General features: G+C 61.6%; 18 protein-coding genes and 1 pseudogene. 11 read left to right on the forward strand and 8 right to left on the reverse strand.

Annotated elements, in window-relative coordinates; translation table 11 throughout:
- Positions 1-829, reverse strand: a pseudogene (locus tag QZ378_RS01905) (hypothetical protein); the annotation flags it as partial.
- The gene (locus QZ378_RS01910) at positions 826-1560 is read right to left on the reverse strand and encodes a sigma-70 family RNA polymerase sigma factor (protein ID WP_366935113.1); all 735 of its coding nucleotides are present in this window, start codon (positions 1558-1560) and stop codon (positions 826-828) included. The gene QZ378_RS01910 and the pseudogene QZ378_RS01905, both read right to left, overlap by 4 nt.
- A 332-nt stretch (positions 1561-1892) precedes the next feature.
- On the opposite strand from QZ378_RS01910, the gene QZ378_RS01915 reads away from it, so the two are divergent.
- A complete protein-coding gene (locus tag QZ378_RS01915) occupies positions 1893-2840 on the forward strand; it encodes a hypothetical protein (RefSeq protein WP_291257127.1) in 948 nt (315 codons plus the stop codon).
- A 124-nt stretch (positions 2841-2964) separates the two neighbouring features.
- Here QZ378_RS01915 and QZ378_RS01920 read toward each other — a convergent pair whose 3' ends face one another.
- Complete coding sequence (locus QZ378_RS01920) at positions 2965-3360, reverse strand: TIGR04076 family protein (RefSeq protein ID WP_191379586.1); 396 nt, start codon at positions 3358-3360, stop codon at positions 2965-2967.
- Between the two features lie 87 nt (positions 3361-3447).
- On the opposite strand from QZ378_RS01920, the gene QZ378_RS01925 reads away from it, so the two are divergent.
- Positions 3448-4119 carry a Crp/Fnr family transcriptional regulator gene (locus tag QZ378_RS01925; RefSeq protein ID WP_291257128.1) on the forward strand — a complete coding sequence of 224 codons (672 nt, stop codon included), beginning with the start codon at positions 3448-3450 and terminating at the stop codon, positions 4117-4119.
- Positions 4120-4306: 187 nt separating this feature from the next.
- Here the strand turns inward: QZ378_RS01925 and QZ378_RS01930 are convergent, their stop codons facing one another.
- The 4 genes from QZ378_RS01930 to QZ378_RS01945 form a co-directional block, all read right to left on the reverse strand.
- The gene (locus QZ378_RS01930) at positions 4307-5287 is read right to left on the reverse strand and encodes a sugar ABC transporter substrate-binding protein (protein ID WP_191379588.1); all 981 of its coding nucleotides are present in this window, start codon (positions 5285-5287) and stop codon (positions 4307-4309) included.
- 61 nt (positions 5288-5348) lie between these two features.
- Complete coding sequence (locus QZ378_RS01935) at positions 5349-6308, reverse strand: ABC transporter permease (RefSeq protein ID WP_291257129.1); 960 nt, start codon at positions 6306-6308, stop codon at positions 5349-5351.
- A 9-nt stretch (positions 6309-6317) separates the two neighbouring features.
- Complete coding sequence (locus QZ378_RS01940) at positions 6318-7277, reverse strand: ABC transporter permease (protein WP_191379590.1); 960 nt, start codon at positions 7275-7277, stop codon at positions 6318-6320.
- A complete protein-coding gene (locus QZ378_RS01945; protein ID WP_207728531.1) occupies positions 7252-8775 on the reverse strand; it encodes a sugar ABC transporter ATP-binding protein in 1524 nt (507 codons plus the stop codon). Before QZ378_RS01945 ends, QZ378_RS01940 begins: the two co-directional genes overlap by 26 nt.
- A gap of 706 nt (positions 8776-9481) precedes the next feature.
- Here QZ378_RS01945 and QZ378_RS01950 point away from each other — a divergent pair.
- The 4 genes from QZ378_RS01950 (at position 9482) to QZ378_RS01965 (ending at position 14497) form a co-directional block, all read left to right on the forward strand.
- Positions 9482-10300: a cyclase family protein gene (locus QZ378_RS01950; RefSeq protein ID WP_291257130.1), complete on the forward strand. Its 819-nt coding sequence runs from the start codon at positions 9482-9484 to the stop codon at positions 10298-10300.
- Between the two features lie 54 nt (positions 10301-10354).
- Positions 10355-11659, forward strand: coding sequence for a nitrate/nitrite transporter (locus tag QZ378_RS01955; protein WP_291257131.1), 1305 nt, complete (start codon positions 10355-10357; stop codon positions 11657-11659).
- Positions 11660-11783: 124 nt separating this feature from the next.
- Positions 11784-13235 (forward strand): 4-hydroxyphenylacetate 3-hydroxylase family protein, encoded by a 1452-nt coding sequence (locus tag QZ378_RS01960; protein WP_191385379.1) that lies wholly within the window; start codon positions 11784-11786, stop codon positions 13233-13235.
- Between the two features lie 5 nt (positions 13236-13240).
- On the forward strand, positions 13241-14497 hold the full coding sequence (locus QZ378_RS01965; protein ID WP_291257132.1) for an iron-containing alcohol dehydrogenase: 1257 nt from the start codon (positions 13241-13243) through the stop codon (positions 14495-14497).
- Here QZ378_RS01965 and QZ378_RS01970 read toward each other — a convergent pair.
- A complete protein-coding gene (locus QZ378_RS01970) occupies positions 14479-15999 on the reverse strand; it encodes a sigma 54-interacting transcriptional regulator (protein ID WP_291257133.1) in 1521 nt (506 codons plus the stop codon). The genes QZ378_RS01965 and QZ378_RS01970 overlap by 19 nt on opposite strands.
- A 289-nt stretch (positions 16000-16288) precedes the next feature.
- Between QZ378_RS01970 and QZ378_RS01975 the strand changes: the two genes are divergently transcribed.
- From QZ378_RS01975 to QZ378_RS01995, 5 genes are all read left to right on the forward strand, one after another.
- On the forward strand, positions 16289-17107 hold the full coding sequence (locus QZ378_RS01975) for a cyclase family protein (protein WP_291257130.1): 819 nt from the start codon (positions 16289-16291) through the stop codon (positions 17105-17107).
- A 30-nt stretch (positions 17108-17137) separates the two neighbouring features.
- Positions 17138-18082: a 3-hydroxyacyl-CoA dehydrogenase NAD-binding domain-containing protein gene (locus tag QZ378_RS01980; RefSeq protein ID WP_291257134.1), complete on the forward strand. Its 945-nt coding sequence runs from the start codon at positions 17138-17140 to the stop codon at positions 18080-18082.
- Positions 18083-18153: 71 nt separating this feature from the next.
- The gene (locus tag QZ378_RS01985; protein ID WP_191380498.1) at positions 18154-19443 is read left to right on the forward strand and encodes a DUF362 domain-containing protein; all 1290 of its coding nucleotides are present in this window, start codon (positions 18154-18156) and stop codon (positions 19441-19443) included.
- Positions 19440-19733, forward strand: a complete 294-nt coding sequence (locus QZ378_RS01990; protein WP_191380499.1) for a hypothetical protein — start codon at positions 19440-19442, stop codon at positions 19731-19733. The genes QZ378_RS01985 and QZ378_RS01990 overlap by 4 nt, the downstream gene beginning before the upstream one ends.
- Before the next feature lie 59 nt (positions 19734-19792).
- A complete protein-coding gene (locus tag QZ378_RS01995; RefSeq protein WP_291257135.1) occupies positions 19793-20971 on the forward strand; it encodes a thiolase family protein in 1179 nt (392 codons plus the stop codon).
- Positions 20972-20991 lie beyond the last annotated feature (20 nt).

Below are 20991 nucleotides of genomic sequence, written 5' to 3' on the forward strand. Positions count from 1 at the left end.
CGTTGGGGCCGTAGTCCGTGTCGTCGTAGTCGGTGACGCCGTCGGCGTTGGGGCCGTAGTCCGTGTCGTCGTAGTCGGTGACGCCGTCGGCGTTGGGGCCATAGTCCGTGTCGTCATAGTTGGGTATGCCGCCTGTACCGGAGCCGTCATTGGTGCCGGCGGGCGCAGGTGTGGGGGTGGGGGTGGACGCCGGCGCGGGCGTCTGGGGCGTAATCGGGACCACAACCTCCACGGGGTCCTCCGGCGGCGGGGACTCGGCCTGCCCGGGCTCACCGCCCAGCTGGATCACAATGCTTTCGCCGTACCGGTCCTCCAGCTGCTCCTGAATCCGCGTCTCCTCCTGGGCCTGCCATTCCGCGTCGGCGCTGTTCACCGTAATGGAGATGGTGTCGCCGTCGGAGAGATAGCCCATGTCAATGGCGCGCTCCACCAGCTCGTCGGTGGCGGTCTCCCGGTTTTTGCCCTGGTAGGTATAGCCGGCGATCAGCGTCTCGCCGTCCTCATTCAGGCCCTCCAGACCCAGCACCCGGTCTGTCCGGCTGACCGTCATCTCCACATCCGGGTTGATCTGGATGCGCAGCGTGCCGTAGGCCGTGTAGTTGGGCTGGTAGTAGCCAAAGAAGACCAGGCACACGCAGGCGGCCAGGCCCGCCAGGCCGGACAGGGGCTTCCACACGGCGGGGGACTTCGCCTTGGGCGGCTGCAGTTCCACAATGTCCTGGACGGTGTCCCCCACCTGGTAGCTCAGGTTGGCCGCCTTCAGAAAGCGCCCCTCCTCGTCCAGCAGCACCGCGTAGGCCGGGTGGGTTTCCATGACCAGATAGTTCATCTTCCGCTCCCTCCCTTCGCCGGGGCCAGCTGCCGCAGGTGTCCCCGGATGATCTCATAGCCGTTGGTAAAGGCCAGCAGAATGGCCACCAGATACTTCCTGTGCCGCTCCATGGTCTTTTTGTCGGTGCCGGAGCCCGCCGCCAGCTCGTTCATGGGCAGGCGGCCCGTCCCCACCAGCCGGTCCAGCAGCTCCGGATGGGCCCGGGCGTGGTCCAGCACCCGGCGGCAGGCGGCCAGTGTGCGCTCCTGCCGGGGGCAGTTGTCCGCCACGTCGGAAAAGGAGATGCCGAAGGCCGCCAGCTGGGCGCCGAACTCCTGGATCTCCCGCTGGCTGGCCGTGCGCGTCTCGTAGGCCCCGATCTCATCCCGGGTGTCCGGCAGGGTGTCCAGCAGGGTGCTGTCCTCCTCCCCCGCGGAGGCGTGGAGAGAGATCACGTTTCCGTGCCGCTTTTCCGCCCGGTAGTGGTCGATGAGCCGGTTCCGGATGGCCCGGGCCGCATAGGGGAGAAAGGCCCCCCGCCCCTTTTCATAGCTCAGAATGGCCTCGTAGAAGGCCAGCATGGCGATGCTCAGCTCGTCCTCGTGGCCGTCCTCCGGGGCGGCGTGGGTGAATTTTACCGTCTCACTGCGAATGAAGCCCATGTACTGGCCGATCAGAGCGTCCGCCGCCTCCGGGTCCGTTTTGGCCGCGTAGACCTGGCCCACGATGCTGTGTTCTGTCCGCACCATTTCGATCCCTCCATCCCCTCCAGCAGAAGAGTACGGGCCGTCTGCCGGATTTTCGGGGTCGCAATAGATTTTTGCGAAAAGACTCCGGGTGTGTATACCTAGTCAATTTATCATTTTATCAAACATTAGGTTTCGGCTCTTTCCTGCCACTGTCAAATATCTGTAAAATTCATGTAAAATTGCCGCTGGACTTTGGCCGCGCCGGACAGGAGGAGATTTTACAGAAACCTGACAAAGAGCTGACGATCCCTGCATCGCACGTCAAAACGCCTTCCAGTATAATGATTGTGACACCCAAAAACGTTCGGAGCACAGAATCGGAGGGATTTGCAATGGCGGTGGGGATCGCGGCATGCCTGCTCCTGGGCGGCCTGTTCCTGTATCTGTCCGCCCGGCAGTACCGGCGCAGCGCCCGGTGGCGCGGCGCAGTCCGCCTGCTGGCTGTGGTGAAATCCGTGCGGTATCAGGAGGCGCGGCAGCAGAAAACGGAGATCAACGACCATAGATCGTCCACCGAAGCCACGCTCTGTTTCACCGACCGGGGCAGGGCGTACGAGGAGCGCCGGCAGTACCCGGGGATCATCCTTGCACCGGTCCCGGGGCAGAAGCTCCCCATCCTCCTTGACCGGGACAGCAGGGAATGGATTTTGCGGAAGGAGGCCCGGACCCATTGGCGCGTGTTCGCGGCGCTGGGCTGTCTCTGCACCGCGGCGGGGATAGCCCTGCTGCTGGACGGATGGGGGATCCTGGCGGCACTGACCGCCTATCGTGTGGAGGCCCCCAACCTGGCCGGCAGCACTGCCTGCGCGCTGATCGGGCTGGCCTGCGGGGCCTGCGCCTATGCCTGCGTCCGGGGCCTGATGCCCTCCCTGCTCCGGACGGCCGCCGAGCCGGTGGTCTGGCTGTTCAAGGCACGCGTCCTGCACCGGTTTGAGGAGGTGGAGGCCCAGTGCGTCGGGATCATCCGGCGGGAGACCGGCGATGAGGATGTCAGCTACTATCCCTTTTTTCAGTACACCACGGCGGGCGAACAGCTCCACTGGTTCCCCAGCCGCCAGATGTCCCGCAAGCGATACCGGCCCGGCGGCCGGTATACGCTTTACCGCGACACCGTGACCGGGGGATGTGCGCTGCGGCCCGGCGCCATGGAGCTGCTCTCCGCGCCCCTCTCCCTCATTCCCATCGGTTTTTTCCTCCTGCTCATCCTGTCGCTGGTGGTCTGTGCGGCGGGAACCCTCTGCATAGCGGCTATAGGATTCGCGCAGCTGATGGGGGCCTGAGCGGCAAAACAGCCCGGGGAGCCCGACAAGAGTCAGACGGCGCTCCGCCCGGAGCCGGCAGGAAACCCTGCAGGCTCCGGGCGGAGCGCCTCTTACACCTCTGTGCCGGGCCGGATCGCCAGGCCTACCCCTCCAGATCCATGCGCTCGATTTTGAAGATCACCGGCCGGGTCCCGTCTGAACAGCAGGTGATCATCACATTTTCCCGATTCATCCACCCCTTCATGATGGAGCCGCCCTGGAGGCCGGCGTAGATATACCGGGCAATGGCGTCCCAGGCCTCGGAGCAGTGGGGCATCCTGGGGCCGCCGGCCACCGTGTCCGGATCGGCGCAGGTTTTGACCAGGGTGTTCAGGCCCATGTGCCAGAAATCGTCCCGATCCCCCTCCCGCTCAAAGAGAAATTCGTCCCCCACGTTATAGCAGGGACAGGCCCCGGCGGCGGGATCGGCGCAGTACTGGGCCTGGAGCTCCGGGTACAGCTTTTTGTCCAGGACGGTTACTTTGACTCTGTGCTTCATGTGATTCGCTCCTTTAACTGGAAAATACAGGTGGAATCCGCCCGGCGGATGTGATAAAATCAGGCTCCGGAAGGTGAGGTGACCGCCATGCTGATGCCGCGCTACTATTTTGCGGAGGACTTCCGCCCCTTTCAGGACTATTTCCTGTCCCAGCCACACACCGAAAAGACGTTTCAGAAGGGCGGGCTGCTGTGGGAGCCGGGGCGCCCTTATGAGAAGATCCACTACATCCTCTCCGGGGCGGCGATGCACTACGCCCTGCATGAGAGCGGCCGCCGGAAGATCATCAGCTTTCACGGGCCGGGCACCGTCTTTCCCGGCTACCGCCAGAACGGCTACCGTATCGAGTGCACCCTGGCTACCCAGGCCCTCTCGGACATGCGGGTGCTGGAGTTCACGGTGCCGCAGTTTACCGCCATGTTTGTCTCCAGCCCCGCGCTGAGCCGTCAGGTGGTGAACTGGTACTCCATGTACATCAACCGCTTCCTGTACGAGACCATTCACCAGGAGTTCAACCCCACCCGTATCAAGCTCTGCAATCTGCTCTACCTGCTGCTCATGAACCGGCCGGCGGCTTCCGGCCCGGCCATCGGGATGACCCAGGAGGAGCTTGCGGACATCCTGGGCATGAGCCGGGTGCAGGTGTCCCGGGAGCTGTCTGCCCTTAGGAAGCAGGGGATCCTCTCCACAGGGCGAGGCGGACTGACGGTGACATCCCCCTTGAAGCTGGCCCGGCTCTGCACCAGCGAGACGGTGTGATCCGGGGATTCCATGGACCGATTTTACCGGATTTCCGGGCGGCTGTCTGCATCTCCTGATACACAGCGCCGGGCCGGAACCTGCCCGCAGTGCCGGATTTCCATCTGACGGAGCATATTGCGACAAAAGCGCGCGGCGTATCAATCGCCGCGCGCTTTTGTGAACACAAGGTGTTTGAGAGCCTGAATTATTCGGCATCCAGCTCGTACATGGCCAGGTACTCGTCCAGGTTGGAGCTGTCCACGGGCAGGCAGGGCAGAACCATATCCTCGATGTCCTCGCCCTCGATGGTCTTGATGAGGTTGGTGGCGCCGTCGTAGCCCAGGTTGTACCAGCGCTTGTCCACGGTGCCGGACAGGCCGCCGTCACGGATGGACTGCACGGCGTCGATGTTGCAGTCGCAGCCCACGACGACGATCTCGTCCTCGCGGCCGGCGGCCTTGATGGCCTCATAGGCGCCCAGGGCCATCTCGTCGTTGGCGGCGAACACGCCGTCGATGTCGGGGTACTTCTGGAGCAGGTCCTCCATGACGGTCATGCCGTCCTCACGCATGAACTTGGCGGTGATGCTCTCCAGCACGGTGATGTCGGAGTTGGCCTCGAACACGGACATGGCGCCCTCGTGGATCTGCTCGGCAGCCTGCACGCCGGGGGTGCCGTCCAGCATCAGCACGTTGCCGGCGCCGCCGATCTTCTCCACCAGGGAGGTGGCGCCCACTTCGCCGGCGGAGGTGTTGTCCTGGCCGACCCACACGAAGTCGCCGCCGGTGGGACGGGAGGCGGCGATCACCAGGGGAAGGCCGGCCTCGTTGACCTGCTCGATGGCGGGAACCACGCCCTCGTCGTCCACGATGATGAGCAGCATGCCGGCGATGTCACGGTTGAGCTGGTCCATGATGATGTTGGTCTGCTCCTCCTGGTTGTCCGCCTTGGTGGGGGCCAGGGTGGTGACGGTGTAGCCGTACTCGGCGGCGGCGGCCTCGGCGCCCTTCTGGGTCTGGAGCCAGATGGGGTTGGTCAGGTTCTTGGTGATGTAGACGATTTCCTTGGTGCCCTCGCCGGAGCCGGAGCCCTCTTCGCCGGAGCCGGTGCTGTTGCAGGCGGCCAGAGCGAAAAGCATGGCGGCGCAGGAGACAATTGCGAGGATGCGGCGCAGATTCTTTTTCATTTCTGGATACACTCCTTTTAATTTGGTTTCCTCTTATATTAAGCCGGTCGGCAAACCGGTCTTAACCGTCGCTCTTGACGTATTTCTTCTCCAGGAAGGACATGAGGACCTCCAGGAGGATGGCGCCCACGATCACGGCGCCGAACACGAAGGTCTGCCAGTGGGAGGACACGCCCACCAGGGTCAGGCCGTTGTTGATGACGGAGATCAGGATGGCGCCCACCACGGCGTTGAGCAGGCTGCCCTTGCCGCCGGCCAGGGAGATGCCGCCCAGCACCACCGCGCCGATGGACTGGAGGGAGAAGTCGGTGCCCAGCACGGGCTCGGCGGCGTTGAGGCGGGCCACGTACAGGATGCCGACGAAGGCGGCGATCACGCCGTTGAGCACGAACACGGACAGCTGCAGGCGGTTGACGCCGATACCGGAGATCTCAGCGGCCCGCTTGTTGTTGCCGATGGAGTAGACGTTGCGGCCCCAGATGGTCTTGACCATCAGGAAGATCAGAACCACGGCGCAGATGGCGGCGATGTAGATGGGCACGCCGATGCCGAACAGGGTGCCGGAGCCCATGAAGCGGAAGGAGTCGGGGAACACGCCGTAGACGATGGTGCCGCTCATGAGGATGTAGGCAGCACCCCGGACGGCGGAGTCCATGCCGTAGGTGGCCACGAAGGGGGGCAGCTTCACCACGCTGACCAGCAGGCCGTTGACCAGGCCGATGCCGGCGCCGACCAGCAGGCCCACGATCACCGCCAGGATGATGTTGACGCCGCCGGAGATCATCAGGGCGCTGATGCAGCTGGACAGGGCCGCCACCGAGCCGTTGGACAGGTCGATGCCGCCGTTGCCGGAGATGATGACGATGCCCTGGCCCAGCGCCAGGATCACCAGGAACGCACTGACCCGCAGCACGTTGGAGATGTTGTCGAAGGTCAGGAAGGTGGAGGGGACCTGCACGGCAAAGAAGATAACCACCAACAGGAGCAGCAGCCACCTGGACAGCTTAATGAGATATTTCACCATTGTCGATTACGCCTCCTGTCTCTTCTTGCGGTTGTAGAGGAACACGTCCACCATGATGCTGAGGATGACCACCACGCCGATGACGAAGGTCTGCCAGGAGGAGGTCATGCCCAGGTGGTTCAGGCCGTTCTTCAGAATCACGATGATGCCCACGCCGATGAGGGTGCCGCCGATGCCGCCCCGGCCGCCCTCGAAGGGAGTGCCGCCGATGACCACGGCCGCGATGGCGTCCCACTCATAGCCGATGCCGGAGGTGGACATGCCGCTGCCCATGCGGGTCAGCAGGAGGAAGCCGCCCAGGCCGGCGAACAGGCTGCTGAGCAGGTAGGCGGAGGACTCAATGCGGGTGGTGTTGATGCCGGCGTAGTGGGCCACCTGCCGGCTGCCGCCCACGGCGTACATGTAGGTGCCCCAGGTGGTGCGGTAGAGGAAGAAGGCCATGATGGCGAAAACCACCGCCGCGATGATAACATAGCTGGAGATGCCCGCCAGGCTGAAGCTGCGGAAGGCCTTCACGATGTCGGGGAAGCCCACGATCACGTTGCCCTCGGTGATGCCCATGACCAGGCCGCTGGTGACGCTCATCATGGCGAAGGTGACGATGAACGCCTCAATGCGCATCCGGACAATGAAGAAGCTGTTGATGAACCCGACCACCAGGCCCACCGCCAGCGCCGCCAGCAGGGCCAGGGGGAAGGAGCCCACGTCTCTCAGCACCATGGCCGCGGCCATGCCGCTCAGGCACATGGTGCCGCCGGTGGACAGGTCGATGCCGCCCTCCAGGATGGTCATGGTGACGCCGACGGCCACCACCAGCAGGATCGCCGCCTGGTTGAGCACGTTGAGAAGGTTGTCCAGATCAAAGAAGCTGTTGGTAAAGACGCTCAGGGCGATGAACAGGATCACCAGGCCCCAGAACACGCCCGGGAGCTTTTTCAGATTACTGATCAGCGATGTTTTTTGCATGGATATATTCCTCCCCTTTTCCCATTGCGTAGCTCAGGACCAGCTCCTGGTCGGCCTCATCCCGGGAGAGCTCCTTCACGATCTCTCCCTCGCGCATGACGTAGATGCGGTCGCTCATGCCCAGCACCTCGCTCATGTCGGAGGAGACCATCAGGATGCCGACCCCCTGGTGGGTGAGATCGTCCATGATGTGGTAGATCTCCTCCTTGGCGCCCACGTCGATGCCGCGGGTGGGCTCGTCCAGGATCAGCACCTCACACTCGGAGCACAGCCACTTGGCCAGGATGACCTTCTGCTGGGTGCCGCCGCTGAGGAAGCGGACCTTCTTCTCCGTGGTGGGGGTGGCGATGCGCAGCTTGTCGATAAACTCCTTCGTGGCCTTCTTCTCCCGGCCCACATTGATGATGCCGGCGGGATGGAGCTTCTTCAGGCTGGCCTGCACCACGTTCTCCCGGATGGACATCTCCACCGTGGCGCCCTCGTAGGCGCGGTCCTCGGGCACCAGGCCCAGGCCGTGGCTCACGCTCTCCTTGGCGCTGTGGCTCTTGAGGGGCTGGCCCTTCAGGGTGACGGTGCCGCCGTCCAGAGGGCCCACGCCGTAGGCGGCCTGCACCATCTCGGTACGGCCGGCGCCCATCAGGCCGAAGATGCCCACGATCTCGCCCTTGCGCACGGACACGCTGCCGTCCTTGACCCGCTTGCCGGACTTGATGTGCTCCAGGTGGAGGACCTCCTCGCCGGGCTGGGGGGCGTTGCGGTAGTAGTAGTTGCCGATCTCACGGCCCACCATCTGCTGGACCAGCTTGTCCATGGTGGTGTCCTCCAGCTTGGAGGTGCTGATGTGCCTGCCGTCCCGGAGCACGGACACCCGGTGGCCGATGCGGTAGATCTCCTCCATGCGGTGGGAGATGTAGAAGATGCCCACGTTGCGCTTGAGCAGCTTGTCCACCATGCGGAAGAGCTTCTCAATTTCGTTGGTGGTCAGGGCGGCGGTGGGCTCGTCCATGATGAGCACCTTGGCGTTGTGGGAGACCGCCTTGGCGATCTCCACGATCTGCCGTTCGCCCACGCCCAGGTCGAGCACCAGGGCGTTGGGGTCGATGTCCACCTCCAGGTCCTCCAGCACCCGCTTGCTCTCCTCGTACCGCTTGCGGTAGTCGATGCGGCCCTTGCCCTTCAGGGGCTCGTTGCCCAGGAAGATGTTGGTGGCCACGGTCTGGTGAAGCAGCAGGTTGAATTCCTGGTGGATAATGTCGATGCCCAGCTGCTCGGCCTGCTTGGGGTTTTGCAGATGAACCTGCTTCCCCTCGTAGTAAATGCTTCCGCTGTCCGGCTGGTAAATGCCTGTTAGGACCTTCATCAGCGTGGACTTACCGGCGCCGTTTTCTCCCAGAAGGACATGTACCTCTCCTTCATACAGGTTGATATTGACGTCGCTCAGCGCCTGCACGCCGCTGAAGGATTTGCTGATATCCTCAAGCCGGATCAATTCCTTCATTGCCATCCATCCTTTCTAACCTGGGTCTTGTAGAGCCTGCACTTGGCGGAGCTCTGAACAAAAATCTTCAAATGCAAGGTTTTTGCCAAGTTGGGAAAAAGAGGTCAAAGACGACCGGCAGCAACGGCAGAAAGTGAGCAGTGGAAAGGGATTGCGGGGAAAAAATTTTTTGTCCAGGCGGCCGCCTGGACATGCCCTCACCGAACAGGTGAGGGCATGATACCCCTTTGATCTGCAACAGTTGTTGTTGCTTTGCAACAAAGCGGCCTGTTGAAAACAACTGCATATTGGGCATCTATTATAGCGGCCTGGGCCTGATTGACTGATAAGGTTCCAAAAAGTGGAGCAAGCATTATCCGTATTATGGGACACTGCTTGCTGCAGAATATAATTTATTCAGATGCTGGAACCGTTCCCCCGCGCAAAGCGCGGGGGAACGGTTCCAGGTTGGGAGTATCCGGCCCACGTATATAGCCACGGTTTCCTTTGTTGTTCCATTTCTGCAACACAATCGCAATTATACAACAAAAAGAGTGGGCTCCAACCACGTCGGAAAATTGTGAATATACTCCGGGATTGCTTGCAGCTCTAAGAAAAAAGATTTCTTCGGGAACTTTTCCATTATTGGCATGCAGGTTGCTTAATCTGTTCGTGTCAGACAAACTTTGGTATGACAGAAATTATTCTGAAGAAGGAGTGCCGAACTATGAGCAAGACTGTTCTTGTAGACCTGTCCCATCCCTTCGGCCGGGGCAATCCCCTCTGGCCGTCCAACGGCGATTTCCACATCGACCGGGTGCAGCATATGCCCATGCACTACCGCCTGCTGCAGACCTTCAACGACTTCCACATGCACAACTCCACCCACGCCGACTCCCCCTCCCACGTGATTCCCGAGGGTGCATTCACCCATGAGCTGCCCCTGGAGAACTACTATGGTCCCGCTGTGTGCCTGGATATCCCCAAAAAGCACTGGGAGCTCATCACCGTGGAGGACATCGAGAAGGCCGCCGCCAAGGTGGAGGGCGGTATCCAGGAGGGCGACTGGGTCCTCATCTGCACCGGCATGAACAAGCGCTGGGGCGAGAACGACGACTACTTCATGTACTCCCCCGGCATGTCCATCGAGGGTGCCCACTGGCTGGTGGACCACAAGGTGAAGGGCGTGGGCTTCGACCTGCAGGCCCTGGACCACATCCTCTACACCTATGCCGCCCAGCACGGCCCCGGGCCCTACGTGCCCCGCATCGTGGACGAGTACAAGAAGGAATTCGGCCACGAGCCGCTGGAGGATTTCCCGGAGTGGGAGCCTGTCCACACCATCCTGCTGGGCAACAATGTCATGGGCATTGAGAACCTGGGCGGCGATATCGAGAAGGTCAAGGGCCAGCGGTTTATGTTCTGCGCCTTCCCCCTGCGCTGGTACATGGGCGACGGCACCATCGTCCGCGCTGTGGCCTTCATCGACGAGGACAAGATCAACAAGGACGTGCCCGACCGCGTCTACAAATACGGCGTGTATTGACCGAGAGCCCGTGCAGGGTTGAGGGATTGAGAAAGATTGTAAGGAGCGTATCACATGAATAAGCAAGACAAGAAAATTGCCAGTGAAAACATGAGCATGAACTTTGGCGTTCGCGGATGGTGGGTCATCATCTATCAGGCGCTGATGTTCTTTTTCCTTATTGGCTTCTCCATTGACGGCCTGAACATTGTGGCCCCGGCCTTCTCCGAGGCCACCGGCATCAACTACCCCAGTGTGCTGAGCATGGCTACGGTAGCCGGCATGATCGGTGTGGTGGCCTATATCGTCATTGCCCAGATCAACGTGAAGGTGGGCGCCCGACTGCTGTCCGGCGTGTGCCTCATTGGCGCCGGCCTGTCCTACATTTTCCTGGGCCACTCCACTACTTTGGTGACTTACTGCGTCGCCCTGACCCTGGTCACCTGCTTTATTAACGGCGCAGCCTATATCGCCGGCAACACCCTCATTGCCCAGTGGTTCCCCAAGAAGAAGGGCCTGGCCAACGGCTTCACCACCATGGGCCACAATTGCGGCTCCGCCTTCTATGTGCCCCTGGTCTCCATGATGATCGCCACCTTTGGCTTTGCCAACGGCCTGAGCTATCTGGCCATCGGTGCCATCGTGCTGGGCATTGTGGGCCTGCTCACCATCCGCAGCAAGCCCCAGGAGTGCGGCCTGTACCCCGACAACGTGACGAAAGAGGTCTACGAGCGGGAGTACTTTGACGGCGGCAAGGACGAGAACGGCGGCTGGACCGTGGTCAAGCTTCTGAAGACCAAGGAGATGTGGCTGTGTGCTCTCATCATCGGTATCAACCAGCTGGTGACAACCGGCGTCATGAGCCAGCTGGTGGTGCGCAACACCGGCCTGGGCTTTACCCAGGAGGCGGCCACCGGCCTGATGACCGTCTGCGCCCTGATCGGCGTAGTGGGCTCCTATCTGTTCGGTGCCATTGACCAGAAATTTGGCGTTAAGAAGGCCATCCTGATCTTCCTGGCCTGGTACTGCGTGGCCCTGGCCATCAATTGCACCGACACCACCATGGGCGTATATATCTCCGTGGCCATGATCGGCATCGCCGTGGGCGCGGCCGCCAACTTCATCGTCTCCCTGCCCGCCTCCGTTTTCGGCCGCCACGGTTTTACCCTGGTGAACTCTGTGTTCTTCCCCCTGATGCAGATTGTCCTGATGACCAACTATGTGGTCAACGCGGCCGCCCTGCAGATCACCGGCAGCCTGCGCGGCGCTTACTTTGTCTACATCGGTCTGCTGGTAGTGAACATGCTCATCACCCTGTGCATCAACCCCACCAAGTACAACAAGGACTATGCCGTGGAGGATCAGCTGAAGAAGGGCTGAGCTTCCGCGCAAAGCAGGGGCCGGCGGCGGGAAGGTGTACACCGCCCCGGCCCTTCTGCCGCATCTACCTGACTGTTACACCCCCACTCTCACCAGGCCAATTGCCAGAAAGGAAGCGATCCATATGTCATTGATGACCGGCCAGCAGTATATCGACAGCATCCGCAGTATGAATATGCAGGTGTACATGTTCGGCAAGAAAATTGAAAATCCCGTGGACGATCCCATTCTGCGCCCCTCCCTGAACAGCGTGCGCATGACCTATGATCTGGCCCAGATGCCGGAATATCAGGATCTGATGACCGCCGTGTCCAACCTGACCGGGGAGCGGGTGAACCGCTTCACCCACATCCACCAGTCCGCCGAGGATCTGGTGAAGAAGGTGAAGATGCAGCGCCTGCTGGGCCAGCAGACCGCCGCCTGCTTCCAGCGCTGTGTGGGCATGGACGCATTCAATGCGGTGTACTCCACCACCTATGAGGTGGACCAGAAATACGGCACCAGCTATCATGAGAACTTCAAGAAGTTCGCCGCCTATGTGCAGGAGAACGACCTGACCGTGGACGGGGCTATGACCGATCCCAAGGGGGACCGCTCCAAGGCCCCCCACGAGCAGGAGGATCCGGATCTGTTCCTGCGCATCGTGGAGCGCCGCCCCGACGGCATTGTGGTGCGGGGCGCCAAGGCCCACCAGACCGGCGCGCTGAACAGCCACGAGATCATCATCATGCCCACCCAGTCCATGAAGCCGGAGGACAGGGACTACGCCGTGTCCTTCGCCGTACCCATGGACGCCGAGGGCATCCTGATGATCATCGGCCGCCAGAGCTGCGACACCCGCAAGCTGGAGGGCAGCGAACTGGATGTAGGCAACAGTGAGTTCGGCGGCGTGGAGGCCCTGGTGGTGTTCAACGATGTGTTCGTGCCCAATGAGCGCATCTTCCTGTGCGGTGAGACGGAGTTTGCCGGCATGCTGGTGGAGCGGTTCGCCGGCTACCACCGGCAGAGCTACGGCGGCTGCAAGGTGGGCGTGGGCGACGTGCTTATCGGCGCCGCTGCCCTGGCCGCCGAATACAATGGCTGTGCCAAGGCCAGCCACATCAAGGACAAGCTCATCGAGATGACCCACCTGAACGAGACCCTGTACTGCTGCGGCATCGCCTGCTCCGCCGAGGGCCACCCCACCGAGAGCGGCAATTACCTCATCGACCTGCTGCTGGCCAACGTATGCAAGCAGAACGTCACCCGCTTCCCCTATGAGATTGCCCGCCTGGCCGAGGACATCGCCGGCGGCCTTGTGGTCACCGCCCCGGCGGAGGCGGATCTCCGCGACCCCGTGGTGGGCCCCTATGTGGAAAAGTACTTCCAGGCGGCCCCCGGCGTGTCCACCGAAAACCGCTTCCGTATCCTGCGGCTCATCGAGAACCTGACTCTGGGCACCGCAGCAGTGGGCTACCGCACCGAGTCTCTCCACGGTGCCGGCTCTCCCCAGGCCCAGCGCATCATGATCGCCCGCCAGGGCAACCTGCCCATGAAGAAGGAGCTGGCCAAGAAGATCGCCCACATCCGGGAGTAATCCGCATGCAGGCGTTTACTTACTATGTTCCCACAAGACGGGTTTTTGGCCCGGGTACCGAGGGAAGCGTGGGCAAGGAAGTCCGGGCCGCCGGAGGCTCCAGGATCCTGATCCTCTATGGCGGCGGCAGTGCCGTGCGCAGCGGCCTGCTGGACAGAGTGCTCGACTCCCTCCAGGCCGAGGGCGTTGCGCACTTCCTCAAGGGAGGCGTTCAGCCCAATCCGCTTCTGCGCTACGCGCTGGAGATCTCGGCGGAGTACCGGGACAAGGGAATTGATCTGGTGTTGGCCGTGGGGGGCGGCAGCGTGATTGACACTGCCAAGGCGGTGGCTCTTGGCTTGGCCGGCCCGGCGGATACCATCGAAAACGCCTTCGCCGGAAAGGCGGCGGAGGAGGATGCCCTTCCGGTCGGGGTGGTACTCACCATCGCCGCCTCCGGCAGTGAGAGCAGCGCCGTCTCTGTTCTCACGGACGACAGGACCCACGAGAAGCTGGTGTACGAGCATCCGTGCCTGCTCCCCCGCTTTGCCATTATGAACCCGGAGCTGACCTATACCACCCCGCCGCTGCCCACCGCCTGTGGTACTGCGGATATCATGATGCACACCATCGAGCGGTACTTCGCACCTGTGGACGGCAATGCCGCCACCGACGCGCTGGCGGAGGCCCTGCTGCGCACGGTGATCCGCTTCGGCCCTGTTGCGCTGGAGCGGCCGGAGGACTACGAGGCCCGCTCTGAGCTCATGTGGTGCGGAAGCCTCTCCCACACGGGGCTCACCGGACTGGGCCGCCCCAGCGACTTTTCCATTCACCAGCTGGGCCATGGCCTGTCTGGGCGGTACGGAGTACCTCACGGCATGAGCCTGACCATTCTCTGGCAGGCCTGGGCGGAGACCGTGTGGGAGACCGATCCGGCCCGCTTTGCCCGCCTGGGCAGGACGGTGTTCGGTATCAGAGAGGCGGACAACCGGAAGGCCGCGCAGGCCGCCATCGGTGCGGTGACAGACTATTTTCGGCGGCTGGGCCTGCCTACCAGCCTGGGGCAGTCCCCGATCGGGACGCTTTCCGAGGAGGAACTGACCGAACTGGCCCTGGCCTGCTCCAGAAACCGTTCCCGCACCGTAGGCTGCTTCCGCCCGCTGGGATACAGTGAAATGCTGGCAGTCTATCGGGCCGCCAACCGCGGGACAGACAAAAAAACGCTCGAGGCCGAGAGCCCCGAGCGGGATTGCCATCAAAAGGACTATGACAGCTCAATATGATACTGCTTGATTTTCCGGGAGATGGTGGAGACATTTACCCCCAGCGCCTCTGCCGCAGCACGCATGCTTTTGGAGTCCCTGAGCGCGCGCTCAATGAGGGTGCGCTCGTAAAGCGCAACCGCGTCACTGAGGTTTGAGACGGGCTGATCCGCCGTATCCGGCGCGCTCTGGCGGAGCAGATCCAGTACCAGTTCTTCTGGAATGGTATCCCCGTCCGGACAGCACAGCGTCAGATATTCCAGGGCATTTTCCAGCTCGCGGACATTACCCGGCCACCGGTAGTTCTTCAGGATGTTCATGGCCCCGGTGGAAAGCGTGATTGCCCGCTGGTATTTGTGCCCGTAGATCCGGAGGAAGTGCTCAATCAGCTCCGGAATATCCTCCGGCCGCTCCCGCAGGGGCGGAATCTGGATGGGGATCACATTCAGCCGGTAAAAGAGATCGCTGCGAAACGTGCCGGCGGCCACCTTTTCCCGCAGGTTGCTGTTGGTCAGGGAGAGAATGCGGATATCCAGATGGCGGGCCTTGGTTCCGCCCACCCGGGTGATTTCCCGGTTCTGGAGGGCACGCAGAAGCTTGGCCTGGAGATCCAGGGGGAGATCGCCGATCTCATCCAGCAGGAGTGTGCCGCCGTCAGCCAGCTCAAACAGGCCGGCCTTGCCGCCCGTGTTGGCACCGGAGAAGGCGCCCTTCTCATAGCCGAACAGCTCTGACTCCAGCAGGCTGGCTGGGATGGCCGCGCAGTTGACCTTGATATAGGGCCGGTTGTTGCGCAGGCTGTGGCGGTAGACCTCGTCGGCCACTACCTCCTTGCCTACGCCGGACTCGCCGGTGATGAGCACAGTGGCGTCCGAGGCGGCCACGTGGTGAATTTTCTCCCAGATATCATTCATGGCCGCTGAATGGCCGATCATCGGTCGGTTTTCCAAAGTGCTGCTGTTCTCGTTCACAGTAGAGGCAGGCTCTCTCTTGCGAATCTCTTCCAGATTATTGACAAACTGCTCAAAGTCGCCCTGAAGCTGCTTGAAGGTGGAGACGGGGTGGCTGCTGACTACCACTTTGGACAGCTCCCCGTCCGGCCCGAAGACAGGCACGCCTACGGTATAGCCCAGGAGCGGTGGGTCGGTTTTATAGGTGGTCGACAGACGGAATACCCTCTGCTTGCTGTGAATCACATCGCAGCTGGCGCCGCCGGTAAAGATCTTACCCTCCCGGACGATGTCGAACACGTTGCGGCCCAGCACATCTTCCGGCTGTACATTGGTGTTTCTGCTGTAGGCGGGATTGACATAGAGCACATTGCCCTCCCCGTCTGTAACAAAAATACTGTGGTCCAGGTGCTCTACAATTTCAAAAAAATTCAGATTTTCTCTGGCATAATCCTTTAAGTCCGCCGCCGCTTCTGCGATGGCGGCGGCGACCGGGCCGGATATTTGTCCGCTCTGAGTACGGAGCCCCTCCAACTTCTGAATGATGGTGTCGAGCTTATCCTGTATTTTCATTTCAACACCTCCGCGCTGTGGTATGATTTTGCAATCTAGTTTATTGTATCATAGATCTTTTCAATGTCAAAAGATATTGTTCCACCTGCGCAACACATTCCCCCATCGTGCAACAATCAGAGAGCACACGCCTGCCTCCCGCTGCATCGGCGAGCCGGTAAACGCTTGCGGTTGTAGGAGGAAATTTTTTCTCCGCACTTTGAAGCCTTGGCATGTGATTTGCTTATGTGTAAAATGTCAAGCGAACCTCTTGGCGCAGTCCAAATAAAACAGAAAAGGAGTTTTTGTTATGAGTAAGACCGTTCTTGTGGATCTGTCCCATCCCTTCGGCCGGGGCAATCCCCTCTGGCCGTCCAACGGCGATTTCCACATCGACCGGGTGCAGCATATGCCCATGCACTACCGCCTGCTGCAGACCTTCAACGACTTCCACATGCACAACTCCACCCACGCCGACTCCCCCTCCCACGTGATTCCCGAGGGTGCATTCACCCATGAGCTGCCCCTGGAGAACTACTATGGTCCCGCTGTGTGCCTGGATATCCCCAAAAAGCACTGGGAGCTCATCACCGTGGAGGACATCGAGAAGGCCGCCGCCAAGGTGGAGGGCGGTATCCAGGAGGGCGACTGGGTCCTCATCTGCACCGGCATGAACAAGCGCTGGGGCGAGAACGACGACTACTTCATGTACTCCCCCGGCATGTCCATCGAGGGTGCCCACTGGCTGGTGGACCACAAGGTGAAGGGCGTGGGCTTCGACCTGCAGGCCCTGGACCACATCCTCTACACCTATGCCGCCCAGCACGGCCCCGGGCCCTACGTGCCCCGCATCGTGGACGAGTACAAGAAGGAATTCGGCCACGAGCCGCTGGAGGATTTCCCGGAGTGGGAGCCTGTCCACACCATCCTGCTGGGCAACAATGTCATGGGCATTGAGAACCTGGGCGGCGATATCGAGAAGGTCAAGGGCCAGCGGTTTATGTTCTGCGCCTTCCCCCTGCGCTGGTACATGGGCGACGGCACCATCGTCCGCGCTGTGGCCTTCATCGACGAGGACAAGATCAACAAGGACGTGCCCGACCGCGTCTACAAATACGGCGTGTATTAATCCGCCCGGAAAGCACAAAGAGAGGATACCATGGCAGAAAAAAAGAAAATCGCCCTCCTGGGCGCGGGCACCATGGGCGTGGGCATCGCCCAGATGTTTGCACAGGCGGGGCACGAGGTCAAGCTGATTTATGTCTATGACGATAAGGTGCGGGCACACCCCTATGACACCATGACCGCCAATCTCAACATCCTGCGGGACGAGGGCGTGCTGGACGGGGCGGAGATCCCTGCCATTATGGGCCGGGTTACCTGCACCGAGTCCCTGGAGGAGGGGGCCTCCTCTGCCGATGTGATCATTGAGTGCATCGTGGAAAATTTGGCTGTCAAGCAGGACTATTTCCAGAAGCTGGACGCCCTTTGCCCCCCCTCCACGATCCTGACCACCAACACCTCCGCCATCAGCGTGACAGAGATCGCCGAAAAAGCGGTACATAAGGAGCGTATCATTGGCACCCACTTCTGGAATCCGGCTTACCTGATCCCCCTGGTGGAGGTAGTCCGAACCAAGTATGTCTCCGACCAGGTGGTGCAGGCCACCTATGACCTGCTGCAGGAGGCCGGCAAAAAACCGGTCATCGTCAAGAAGGATGTGCCCGGGTTCCTGGCCAACCGTATGCAGCATGCCCTGCAGCGGGAGGCTATCTCCATCGTGGAAAACGGCATTGCCGACGCCAGGGATGTGGACGACGCCATCAAGTATGGCTTCGGTATGCGCCTGGGCGTCTCCGGCCCCATGGAGGTCATCGACCGGGGGGGCCTGGATCTGACCTGCTCCATCCACAAGTACCTCTTCCCCTACCTGGAGAACTCCACCGAACCTTCCAGGCTGATGCTCCGGCTTATGGAGGAGGGCAAGCTGGGCTTTAAAACCGGCGAGGGCTTTCAGGCCTGGACACCGGAACAGATTACAGAGTCCAACGCCAACCTGACCCGGGGGCTGATTCAGGTGGCCCGCGCCCTGGGCAGGCTGTAACCCGAATCACAGAGACCGCCGGTCGCCGGAGCTGCCGCCGGCCGGCGAGAGAAACAGGAGGAACAACGACTATGTCCGACAAAAAGAAAACCTTGGTTGCCCTGGCAAAGGAGCCTACCGTTCAGGAGAGCGTCACCAAGGTTTTTGACCTGATGGGCGGCGTTACCAACATGATCAAGCCCGGCACCACCGTCATGCTCAAGCCCAATGCCGGCCATGCATCCCCCGCAGACACCTCCGTGTGCACCAACCCCGAGGTGGTGCGGGCCGTGATCCGCGAGGTAAAGAAGGCCAACCCCAAGAGCATCGTCATCGCCGAGGCCGCCGCCATTGGCTGCGACACCATGGAGTGCTATGAGGTGTCCGGCATCGCCGACGTGGCCCGTGAGGAGGGTGTGGAGCTCTACGATATCAAGGCCGACAAGGATCTGGTCAACGTGGCCGTGCGGGGCTACCGCTCCAACCTGAGCCATGTGAAGCTGCCCCGCCGTCTGATGGAGGCTGATCACCTGATCAACCTGCCCATCCTGAAGGCCCACGCCAGCATGGTGTTTTCCTGCGCCCTGAAGAACATCAAGGGTGTGGTGCAGGATGCGGTGCACCTGCAGATGCACCAGCAGAACCTGACCATGGCCATGATGGACGTGTGGAGCGTCTGCCACGCCGACATCAACATCGTGGACGCCATCCGCCCCGCCAGCGGCTACTCTCCCCACACTCCCGTTCCCATCGAGGTGGGCTGCATCCTGGGCTCCTATGACCCTGTGGCCGTGGATCTGATTGCCTGCGACCTGGTGGGCATCGATGCCGAGGCAGTGGACTACTTCCGCGTCTCCGCAGAGACCGGCCTGGGTACCACCAACCGGGACGACATCGAGGTGGTGGGTGCCAAGGTAGAGGACTGCTACAAGAAGATGTGGGTCCCCTATATCGGCGACATGAGCAAGCGCTGGCCTGAGTATCAGGTGCTGTGTGACGGTGCCTGCTCCAGCTGCCAGGCCCTGCTGGCCATCAACATGGAGACCCTGAAGGCCATCGGCGACTACGAGCGGCGCTCCGACTTCACCGTGGTGGCCGGCGGCAAGAACGTCATCCCCGACGACGTGGATGACAGGAAGCTGGTGCTCCACGGCAACTGCACCCGCAAGTACCTCAAGGACCACCCCAATGCCATCCATATCGAGGGTTGCCCCCCCTCCGAGCCCCTGCTGTACATGTCCATCTCCAACGGCGAGCTGGTCCATGGCAAGGGCGGCCAGATGAGCGAGTACATCCGTCCCCGCATGGCGGCGGATCAGCCCGTGTGGCGCAAGTACGTGGAGGAGCAGGCCAAGAAGTTCTACGGCGAGCAGCAGGCATGAGCTTCCGGTATGTGGACTATCCCCAGGAGATGCGGGAACTGATGGAGCGTATTTTTCACGAGGACTTCATGCAGGCACACACCCGCTTCCAGTCCTTTGAGGGCTTCCGCTACTCCAGCGCCGTGTTCGTCAACTGGAATGCGGAGCAGCTGATCTACAACGAAGAGGCTCTGGACAACTTTGTCCGGGAGAGCACCCGCTTTGCCTCCTGGGATGAGATGGTGTGCACAGCCACTGACCTCTATTTCCGGGCCTCCGGAGAGCGTTCCGTGGCTGACATGGAAGAGTAAACCTGTTTGGGGACAGCCGCGCGGCGCGCTGTCCCCTCTTTGAAAGGAAGGAAGATCCAATGGGTGACGTCGTCATCACCGCTGGGTGCCGTACCGCCATCGGTGCCTTGGGCGGGCAGTACAAAACTATGACCGCGCTGGATTTGAGCATCCCGGTCATGCAGAACCTGGTACAGCGGGCCGGTATCGACCCTGCTTCCATCGAGGACGTGATCTGGGGGTGCAACTACCAGCGCACCTACCTGGAAAACAACCTGGCCCGGGTGGCCCTGGTGAAGGCCGGTCTGCCGGTTACGGTGCCTGGCATCACGGTCCACCGCAACTGCACCTCCTCCATGAGCTCGGTGCAGATGGCCTACTATCAGATCAAGGCCGGCGAGGCGCAGTGCATCATGGCCGGCGGCGCCGACAGCATGAGCACCGCCCCTCACATGGTCTTTGGCCTTCGCTTTGGCAAAAAGATGGGCAACTTCGAGCTCCACGACTCCATGTGGGATTCCCTGACCAACCTGGGTGTGGGCCCGGCCATGGGCATCACCGCTGAGAACGTGGCCGAGCGCTACGGCGTCAGCCGGGAGGACATGGATGCCTATGCCCTCCAGAGCCAGCTGCGGGCCGCCGCCGCCATCAAAGAGGGCAAGTTCAAGGACGAGATCATCCCCGTCACCGTGAAGGGCCGCAAGGGCGATGTGGTGGTGGACACCGATGAGTATCCCCGGGAGACCAGCCTGGAGAAGCTGGCGGCCCTGAAGCCCTCCTTCAAGGAGGGGGGCAGGGTCACCGCCGGCAACGCCTCCGGCATGAACGACGCCTCCTCCGGCGTGATCGTCATGTCCGCCGAGGCCGCCGAGGCCGCCGGCTGCAAGCCCCTGTGCCGTATTCTCTCCGTGGCCACTGCCGGCGTGGAGCCGGAGGTCATGGGAATCGGCCCTATCCCCGCCGCTCAGAAGGCCATGGCCAGGGCGGGCCTGACCATGGCGGATATCGACCTGGTGGAGATCAACGAGGCCTTTGCCGCCCAGACCCTGGCCTGCCAGCGGGAGCTGGGCATCGACATGGACAAGCTGAATGTCAATGGCGGAGGCATTTCCCTGGGACACCCCGTGGGCGCTACCGGCTCCCGCATCATTATTACCCTGATGTACGAACTCAAGCGCCGGGGCCAGAGGTACGGCCTGGCCACCCTGTGCGCCGGCGGCGGCATGGGTACCGCCGTGATCATCGAAAATCTGGCCTGACAGGCCGAACAAATTCTGAG

The organism is Flavonifractor sp., assembly GCF_019422385.1.
Taxonomy (GTDB): domain Bacteria; phylum Bacillota; class Clostridia; order Oscillospirales; family Oscillospiraceae; genus Flavonifractor; species Flavonifractor avistercoris.

Excerpts from the sequence above, each read along its gene's own strand:
- QZ378_RS01910 (WP_366935113.1), bottom strand. The coding sequence starts at position 1,560 with ATGGTGCGGACAGAACACAGCATCGTGGGCCAGGTCTACGCGGCCAAA.
- QZ378_RS01915 (WP_291257127.1), top strand. The coding sequence starts at position 1,893 with ATGGCGGTGGGGATCGCGGCATGCCTGCTCCTGGGCGGCCTGTTCCTG.
- QZ378_RS01920 (WP_191379586.1), bottom strand. The coding sequence starts at position 3,360 with ATGAAGCACAGAGTCAAAGTAACCGTCCTGGACAAAAAGCTGTACCCG.
- QZ378_RS01925 (WP_291257128.1), top strand. The coding sequence starts at position 3,448 with ATGCTGATGCCGCGCTACTATTTTGCGGAGGACTTCCGCCCCTTTCAG.
- QZ378_RS01930 (WP_191379588.1), bottom strand. The coding sequence starts at position 5,287 with ATGAAAAAGAATCTGCGCCGCATCCTCGCAATTGTCTCCTGCGCCGCC.
- QZ378_RS01940 (WP_191379590.1), bottom strand. The coding sequence starts at position 7,277 with ATGCAAAAAACATCGCTGATCAGTAATCTGAAAAAGCTCCCGGGCGTG.
- QZ378_RS01945 (WP_207728531.1), bottom strand. The coding sequence starts at position 8,775 with ATGAAGGAATTGATCCGGCTTGAGGATATCAGCAAATCCTTCAGCGGC.
- QZ378_RS01950 (WP_291257130.1), top strand. The coding sequence starts at position 9,482 with ATGAGCAAGACTGTTCTTGTAGACCTGTCCCATCCCTTCGGCCGGGGC.
- QZ378_RS01955 (WP_291257131.1), top strand. The coding sequence starts at position 10,355 with ATGAATAAGCAAGACAAGAAAATTGCCAGTGAAAACATGAGCATGAAC.
- QZ378_RS01960 (WP_191385379.1), top strand. The coding sequence starts at position 11,784 with ATGTCATTGATGACCGGCCAGCAGTATATCGACAGCATCCGCAGTATG.
- QZ378_RS01965 (WP_291257132.1), top strand. The coding sequence starts at position 13,241 with ATGCAGGCGTTTACTTACTATGTTCCCACAAGACGGGTTTTTGGCCCG.
- QZ378_RS01970 (WP_291257133.1), bottom strand. The coding sequence starts at position 15,999 with ATGAAAATACAGGATAAGCTCGACACCATCATTCAGAAGTTGGAGGGG.
- QZ378_RS01975 (WP_291257130.1), top strand. The coding sequence starts at position 16,289 with ATGAGTAAGACCGTTCTTGTGGATCTGTCCCATCCCTTCGGCCGGGGC.
- QZ378_RS01980 (WP_291257134.1), top strand. The coding sequence starts at position 17,138 with ATGGCAGAAAAAAAGAAAATCGCCCTCCTGGGCGCGGGCACCATGGGC.
- QZ378_RS01985 (WP_191380498.1), top strand. The coding sequence starts at position 18,154 with ATGTCCGACAAAAAGAAAACCTTGGTTGCCCTGGCAAAGGAGCCTACC.
- QZ378_RS01990 (WP_191380499.1), top strand. The coding sequence starts at position 19,440 with ATGAGCTTCCGGTATGTGGACTATCCCCAGGAGATGCGGGAACTGATG.
- QZ378_RS01995 (WP_291257135.1), top strand. The coding sequence starts at position 19,793 with ATGGGTGACGTCGTCATCACCGCTGGGTGCCGTACCGCCATCGGTGCC.